Raw genomic sequence first — 7,124 nt, 5'->3', positions numbered from 1 at the left:
AACAAGCGCTGAATTATCTGCGTCATCTGAACACGCAGCCAAAAACAAAACTGATGATATAACGAGGGGTGGGGTTAGGTACTTCACTGTTTTAAATCTCCTATTACAACAAAATATAGGGGTACATATCTGCACTCCTTTGCGTTTCCTAAAAACTTAAATTTAACGATATCAAGCAAAATTGATAGAGTCAAAAGAGGGAATAGACTGCCTAATTTAGAAATATTCAGGGGCAAATGAACATTAAATTTATAAGTCTTGAAGCGATTTCAATGTATTTATTCATATTAAGGTTTTTCGTTCACGAATAAAAGGCCCCATCAAAGTGAAAGTGCCGTCTTCTTTATTAGTAATAAGCGAGAGAGTAAAAGTAGATTTTATACAACAAGGTTGGGGTGATGATAGAAGCAAAGGAGTTAAACGACCTTAATGAGGTATTTTTACCTTGTTAATTTTAGTCGTACTAGTCACTTCAACCAGTTTAACTTATTCAGTGTTTTTTGTAGTGTCTCGGGTTGCCATAATGCTTGAATACATAGAGACACAAAAGGGAACGATATAGGTGGTGATCACTTTGAACCAATTTAAATCACCTTCGCCAAAAAAGGCTTCGCCTTGGTTTATCAAGGTGAGTATGGTACCAACAATAATACTAATATAGACGGCTGTTTTAACTTGTTTGCTTGTGATAGCCATAGCAGGGGGTACACCTAGTTTGATCGTGTTGCACAGTAGACCTTTTTTACAGTAAAAACTTTCATTGAGCTATAACTATAACTTTGAAGGCCTAACTTTCAGTCTACATATGCAAGCACATGTATTGATATCGTTTTATGTTATTCGTAACACATGAATAGCGATAGCCCACATGGCCCTTTTTATTGACAAACACTAAACAACTTGTTTATTTTTCAACCTTAATAAATGAGATTAAAGGGATTATATGTCCAACACTCGCCGTCGCTTTCTTGGGGCTCTTGGCCTGCTACCATTAACACTCTCCAAATCGAACCTAGTATTTGGACAAGCAACAATTGGCTATTGTGAGACCAAAACATTACGAAAAGGCGTGTGGCAATCGCATATTGATGCCCGCAAGATTTCAATTACTCTCAAGAATAGCCGCGATAACTTTGTACCTGTAGAAGCGCTATCTTTATATGAAGGTTCTGAAGATGCAGAATCGCCCTATCAAACTGAATACTTTGATATTTATAAAGAGGGACAATTTGAGTCAGGTCCACTTGGTTATAGAAAAGCACCGCTTAATCCTGAAATAACGATTACCTTAGAAAATGACCGCCCCAAGGTAGAATTTGTGGTGAATGATATTTTGCAAAATATCGATATAACTAACAACACCATTAGATATGTGAGTAAAAAACCAGGGGAGCGGGGGCTGTATATTGTAAACGGTAAGCCAGTAACCCCAATGGCTACGTTACACCTTATAACGGATGGACAAAAGCCTCAAATCAATAAAGTATGGAATGCTGACATCTCACAAAGCAGCATGAGCCCGAATGTCGATATTGAATATATGCTTTTTTCACAGAAACTCATACTCGCTTATGCTTTTGATGACGAGCCTATGTATTACCTAGACATCCCAATGCAGGGGATAACTGAGTTAGTAGAGGAGTCAATAAAAGCCTATGTACCTATAACTCAGAAACTAGCCCAAGATATGTGTGAATATGATGATTGTTTTGTCACCAGTGCAACATGTGGCCATATTGGTCTCACGGATGACTGCTGGGAATTAATGCAATTAAGAGCTTTTCGAGATAATTATCTTGTGACATTGCCTAACGGCAAGTCACTGGTCGATAAATATTACGACACTGCACCTAAATTATTGCAGGTCATCAATAATAAGAGAAACAAATCCAATATACTCCAAAGTATATATTTTAGAGACATTCTACCCTCGGCAATTTTGGCAAAGTTAAAGTTAAATAAGCTCGCTCTTTGGCGATATAAAGCCATGATGGAACGGTTAGAAAAGCAATATTTAAACTTATAGAGAAATACCTATATGAAGGGTTTAGAGCCGTTTACTTGCCCCCTGATTCAGTGCGTGAAGTCATTACCTTCTTTACCCCTACCTTAAAACTTAGGGGTAAAGAGACATAAATTTATAAAGTCTTATAACAAAAGTAAGCAATTACTTTTTTAAAAAATCCCCCCCTCCCTAGGTGATACCATGATTCCCGACCATAGAAGTAACTTAATGGTAAACCGAGTGCTTTAGCTTGCATCATTGGAGAGGTATTTACAGAGCATTCTACTCCCATTTAAAATAACCTAAATGTAAGCGTAAAAGCTGCGTACCGTGCTGATAGGCGACCATACTAAGAAGTACACATAGTAACAAAAAATTATCTTGCCCAGGCCCTTTCTCGATAAATTGCCATGGGCCATTATGAGTTTTAAGTGCAATACCTTTGTAGTATTAAACCGATAACTGGTAAACACACATATTAACTGCGCTGGCCAAATTAAGTGAGTCAATGCTGCCATTACCGGGTATGGTAAATGCGTCAGCATTAAATTGAGTTAGCGCGTCTTTTGGGACCCCTCTGGCTTCGTTACCAAATAGATAACAATCGTAATTGGCAAATTCAGGAGTATTCACTGGGCTACCTTGCATATCTAAATAAGCAAACTTTTCAAAGCGCTGCTGTAACTCAGTCAGGTCAACATCTAACTCGATAGGTACATGAAAAATTGCCCCCATACTTGCGCGCACAACTTTAGGGTTAAAAGGGTCAACACTGTTTGCACTGAGCAATAGCTTAAAACTGCCAAACCAAGCCAAGGTTCTTAAAATAGTCCCCAAGTTACCTGGGTCTTGTACTTCATGTAGGTAAATACAAAGTTCGTTATTTGAACCTTCTCGTTTCTTATCAATTACTTTGGGTAAGGGCACGCAGGCCACAATCCCTTGGGGAGATTTAGTATTACTTAACTGTGACATTTGTTTAGTTGTCACAGCCACCAGCGTAAATTCAAACTGCAACTTAGCAGCCCAGTCTTGATAGTCCTCGGTAACATATAGGGTAATGTCGTTAAGATCCCGTTGCGTTAAAGCTGCTTTTTGTAATTCAAGAATAAGGTGCTCGCCCTCTACTAGGTAATAACCTAATTGGGTGCGGTATTTTTTTTGATGCAGCTTTTTAACGTCGTCTAATTTCATATAGCCTTGCCTAACAATCCTACGGGGATTTCAATAGGCCAAATTATATCTGTTTGCTTAATTCAAGTCAGGCAAAAACCACCATCAGCCCTTTAATTACAATTAATGGCCCGTTTGTCTGCCCATTGAATTGGAAAATACACGCTAGGGGCTTACAATATGTTTCGTTTTAGCGTTAGTAATAGCAGAGTAAAGTATGGCCCAATCAGCAAGCAGTAAAAAATGGATGGACGAACACGTTAGTGATCCTTATGTAAAAAAAGCCCAAGCTGACGGCTATCGCTCTCGTGCAAGTTATAAACTCATAGAAATCAATAACAAAGACAAGCTATTCAAAAGTGGTGACTTAGTCATGGACTTAGGTGCTGCCCCCGGTGGCTGGTCACAAGTGATAGCCCCTGTTGTTGGCGATTCTGGGCAACTCATCGCCTCAGATATTCTGCCAATGGATAGCATAATTGGCGCCCACTTTATTCAAGGTGACTTCACTGAAGAATCTGTTTACAACGAGATTTTAGAAGCCCTAGATAACAAAAAGGTTGATGTAGTGGTGTCTGACATGGCCCCTAACCTGAGTGGCGTAAAAACCACAGATCAATACTCATCTATTTATTTAGTAGAACTCGCCCTAGATATGGCTCGCAATGTCTTAAAACCTAACGGCAGCTTTTGCGCCAAAGTATTTCAGGGCGTCGGTTACGAGGCCTATGTTAAAGATGTGCGTACATCATTTAATAGAGTCGTGATCCGTAAACCTGAAGCTTCTCGCCCCCGTTCTCGAGAAGTTTACGTGGTGGGTAAAGGCTTTAAAGGTTAGTTATCTAAATCGACAGCTCCAAGCATCAGCTTAAGCTCTTACGTAACAGTCAAACTTAACGAGCATTAAAAACCAGCCAAACAGTATTACAAAAGCAAGCGCCAACACCTCGCGGTTTGTGGTCAATAGGTTCACAAGGACACCTTCGATATGCTGAATTTTTTTATTATCACTATTGCAGCCAGTGTATTTTTGTATCTTGCCTTCTCTCCTAGACTTTCTCGTTCTGAAGAGTGGAAAGCCACTCTCACTCCTTTAGCGTCAATTATGGGCAGTGGCTTTTTGGTAGTCGCTCCATTACTAGCCGAAACCGTCGGATATTTTGCGGTATTTTGTATGGGGGCATTATTACTGTTGTCTTATGCGGTTGGCAGCGCCATACGCTTTAATATTCGTCACTTTGAGCCTATAGAACACCAAAAAGGCCCTGCTCAGTCTGTGTCATTTGTTAGTCGCGTCGTATTAGCAGGCGCTTATTTTATTTCTATTACTTATTATTTACAGTTGCTGTCCGCCTTTTTACTCAAAGCCTTTGGCGTAGACAGTGATATCTGGGCAAACGTTATCACTACCTTGATATTGCTAGCCATTACTGGTGTAGGCATGTGGCGAGGTTTAAGCCAATTAGAAAAAATCGAGAGCTACGCCGTTAGCCTCAATATCGGCACCATAGCAGGGTTAATCTTCGCTTTATGCGTATACAACATTAATTTGCTGAGCACAGGAAACTGGCACCTGCCAGATATTGACTCTGTCATAGATACCCAAGATTTAAGAGTGCTTTTAGGATTATTAATTGTGGTACAAGGATTTGAAACCTCACGGTATTTACAAAGCGAGCACCCTACAGAAATGCGCATTAAAACCATGCGTTATGCACAGTGGATATCTGCCGCTATCTACCTTGTATTTTTAAGCCTGATGACAGTGTTATTTCACCAAGGGTTGGGCACTGATGTGACAGCTATTACCAGTATGGTTACCCCAGTTGCGATTTTATTACCTATTTTAATTTCGGTGGCTGCCATTGGTAGCCAGTTTTCGGCCTCGGTGGCGGATACATCAGGCTCAGGTGGTCTAGTGCAAGACTTATCAAAACAAAAAATGCCGTTAAAGCATGCCTATTTTTTAGTACTCGTTATTACAGTGATCCTGACATGGGCCACAGACGTCAATACTATTATTGCCTATGCATCGCGAGCCTTTGCCTTGTTTTATACCTTACAGGCTGCCACTGCAGCCATTGTGGCTTTTCAAGCTAAAACTGTGAAAAACCGCCTCCTTAAGGTAATCTTTTTTAGTCTAATTTCTAGTATCTGCCTGATGGTGTTTTTATTAGGTTTGCCTGCCGAGTAAGGCCCAAATTAATCTAAATTGCCTTTATACAAGGCTATCTATAAAACAGTCGCTGATTTAAAATAGGTATGCCCTGACAGAAAGGCTGTCCGGTATTTTAAAGAGACTGTTTACTATGTTGCGTTTGACCGATATCAAATTACCCCTAGACCATGACGAACAAGCTATTGAGCTTGCCATTTTAAGTAAGCTTAATATTAGTCATCATGAGTTGGTTTCCTTTGATATGTTCAAACGAGGCTACGACGCCCGCAACAACAAAAACATTCAACTTATTTACACCCTAGATGTTGAAGTCACCAACCAAGACGCACTACTTACTCAGTTTGAAAAAGACCAACATGTGCGACTCACACCCGACATGGCCTATAAATTTGTTGCCCAAGCACCTAAAAACTTAACCGAACGCCCAGTAGTTGTTGGCCTTGGCCCTTGTGGTTTGCTTGCAGCTTTAACATTGGCACAAATGGGGTTTAAACCCATTATATTAGAGCGCGGTAAGGTAGTACGAGAGCGTACCAAAGATACTTTTGGGTTCTGGCGTAAAAAGAACGACCTAAATCCAGAGTCAAATGTGCAATTTGGTGAAGGAGGCGCAGGTACCTTCTCAGATGGCAAACTTTATAGCCAGATTAAAGATCCCAAACATTACGGTCGCAAAGTACTAAAAGAGTTTGTGAAAGCCGGCGCGCCAGAAGAAATAATGTATGTCAGTAAACCTCATATTGGTACTTACAAACTCATCAATATGATGGAAGCCATGCGTAAAACCATTATTGAGCTAGGCGGAGAGTTTCGCTTTAGCACCCGAGTTGAAAAACTTGACCTTGAAGGCGAACCAGATGACCAACAAATCAAAGGGTTATATCTATCTGACGACCAATACCTAAGTTGCAAGCACGTCATCTTAGCCATAGGACACAGCGCCCGTGATACCTTTTCTGCTTTGTACGACCAAGGCGTTTACATTGAAGCTAAACCATTTTCTATTGGTTTTAGAGTTGAGCATAGGCAAAGCATGATCGACAGCTGCCGTTTTGGCGATAACGTGGGTAACCCTATTCTAGGGACTGCCGACTACAAGCTAGTACATCACTGTAAGAATGGCCGTTCTGTATATAGTTTTTGTATGTGCCCAGGTGGCACAGTGGTGGCTGCAGCGTCAGAACCCAACCGTGTTGTCACCAATGGCATGAGTCAATATTCACGGCACGAAAGTAACGCCAACAGCGCAATAGTTGTCGGTATCACTCCCGAGAAAGACTACCCAGAGCACCCATTAGCCGGCATAGAGTTACAGCGTAACTTAGAGTCCCTAGCGTTCAACGTTGGTGGTGAAAACTACCATGCCCCTGCTCAATACATAGGTGATTTTTTAGCAAATAAATCAAGCGCTGCGACTGCAGAAGGTGAAGTCAAACCCTCTTATACACCTGGTATCACCCTCACAGATTTAAGCAAAGTGGCGCCTGATTTTGTAACAGAAGCCATTCGTGAAGCCATTCCTGCCTTTGATAAAAAGATAAAAGGCTTTGCTCGTGCAGATGGGCTATTAACTGGAGTGGAAACGCGTACTTCATCACCCATTTGTATTAAGCGAGACAAAGACTTTCAAAGTGTCAATGTAAAAGGTTTATATCCAGCCGGCGAAGGCGCAGGTTACGCTGGAGGTATTTGGTCTGCAGGCATAGACGGCATACGTATAGCTGAAGCTGTGGCTTTAGGCATAGTTAACTCATTGCCTGAGTAGAA

General features: G+C 40.9%; 6 protein-coding genes. 4 read left to right on the top strand and 2 right to left on the bottom strand.

Annotated features, from left to right (window positions below; translation table 11 throughout):
* Positions 1-486 precede the first annotated feature (486 nt).
* A complete protein-coding gene (gene nrtS / locus ABJE44_RS12540; protein WP_348110414.1) occupies positions 487-696 on the bottom strand; it encodes a nitrate/nitrite transporter NrtS in 210 nt (69 codons plus the stop codon).
* A 247-nt stretch (positions 697-943) separates the two neighbouring features.
* Between nrtS and ABJE44_RS12535 the strand changes: the two genes are divergently transcribed.
* Positions 944-2,026 carry a CFI-box-CTERM domain-containing protein gene (locus ABJE44_RS12535; RefSeq protein WP_348110413.1) on the top strand — a complete coding sequence of 361 codons (1,083 nt, stop codon included), beginning with the start codon at positions 944-946 and terminating at the stop codon, positions 2,024-2,026.
* A gap of 429 nt (positions 2,027-2,455) precedes the next feature.
* On the opposite strand, the gene ABJE44_RS12530 is transcribed toward ABJE44_RS12535, so the two are convergent.
* Positions 2,456-3,199 (bottom strand): RNA methyltransferase, encoded by a 744-nt coding sequence (locus ABJE44_RS12530; protein WP_348110412.1) that lies wholly within the window; start codon positions 3,197-3,199, stop codon positions 2,456-2,458.
* Positions 3,200-3,395: 196 nt separating this feature from the next.
* Here ABJE44_RS12530 and rlmE point away from each other — a divergent pair, with 196 nt between their 5' ends.
* The 3 genes from rlmE (at position 3,396) to ABJE44_RS12515 (ending at position 7,122) form a co-directional block, all read left to right on the top strand.
* Complete coding sequence (gene rlmE / locus ABJE44_RS12525; RefSeq protein WP_348110411.1) at positions 3,396-4,016, top strand: 23S rRNA (uridine(2552)-2'-O)-methyltransferase RlmE; 621 nt, start codon at positions 3,396-3,398, stop codon at positions 4,014-4,016.
* A gap of 150 nt (positions 4,017-4,166) precedes the next feature.
* A complete protein-coding gene (locus ABJE44_RS12520; RefSeq protein WP_348110410.1) occupies positions 4,167-5,372 on the top strand; it encodes a hypothetical protein in 1,206 nt (401 codons plus the stop codon).
* 115 nt (positions 5,373-5,487) lie between these two features.
* Positions 5,488-7,122, top strand: a complete 1,635-nt coding sequence (locus tag ABJE44_RS12515) for an NAD(P)/FAD-dependent oxidoreductase (protein ID WP_348110409.1) — start codon at positions 5,488-5,490, stop codon at positions 7,120-7,122.
* Positions 7,123-7,124 lie beyond the last annotated feature (2 nt).

The sequence above is a fragment of the Paraglaciecola sp. genome (genome assembly GCF_039942875.1).
Lineage (GTDB): Bacteria > Pseudomonadota > Gammaproteobacteria > Enterobacterales > Alteromonadaceae > Paraglaciecola.
This window is presented reverse-complemented; position numbering and strand designations above follow the sequence as displayed.

Coding starts and splice junctions, on each gene's coding strand:
- ABJE44_RS12515 (WP_348110409.1), top strand. CDS start 5,488: ATGTTGCGTTTGACCGATATCAAATTACCCCTAGACCATGACGAACAA.
- ABJE44_RS12520 (WP_348110410.1), top strand. CDS start 4,167: ATGCTGAATTTTTTTATTATCACTATTGCAGCCAGTGTATTTTTGTAT.
- ABJE44_RS12530 (WP_348110412.1), bottom strand. CDS start 3,199: ATGAAATTAGACGACGTTAAAAAGCTGCATCAAAAAAAATACCGCACC.
- nrtS (WP_348110414.1), bottom strand. CDS start 696: ATGGCTATCACAAGCAAACAAGTTAAAACAGCCGTCTATATTAGTATT.
- rlmE (WP_348110411.1), top strand. CDS start 3,396: ATGGCCCAATCAGCAAGCAGTAAAAAATGGATGGACGAACACGTTAGT.
- ABJE44_RS12535 (WP_348110413.1), top strand. CDS start 944: ATGTCCAACACTCGCCGTCGCTTTCTTGGGGCTCTTGGCCTGCTACCA.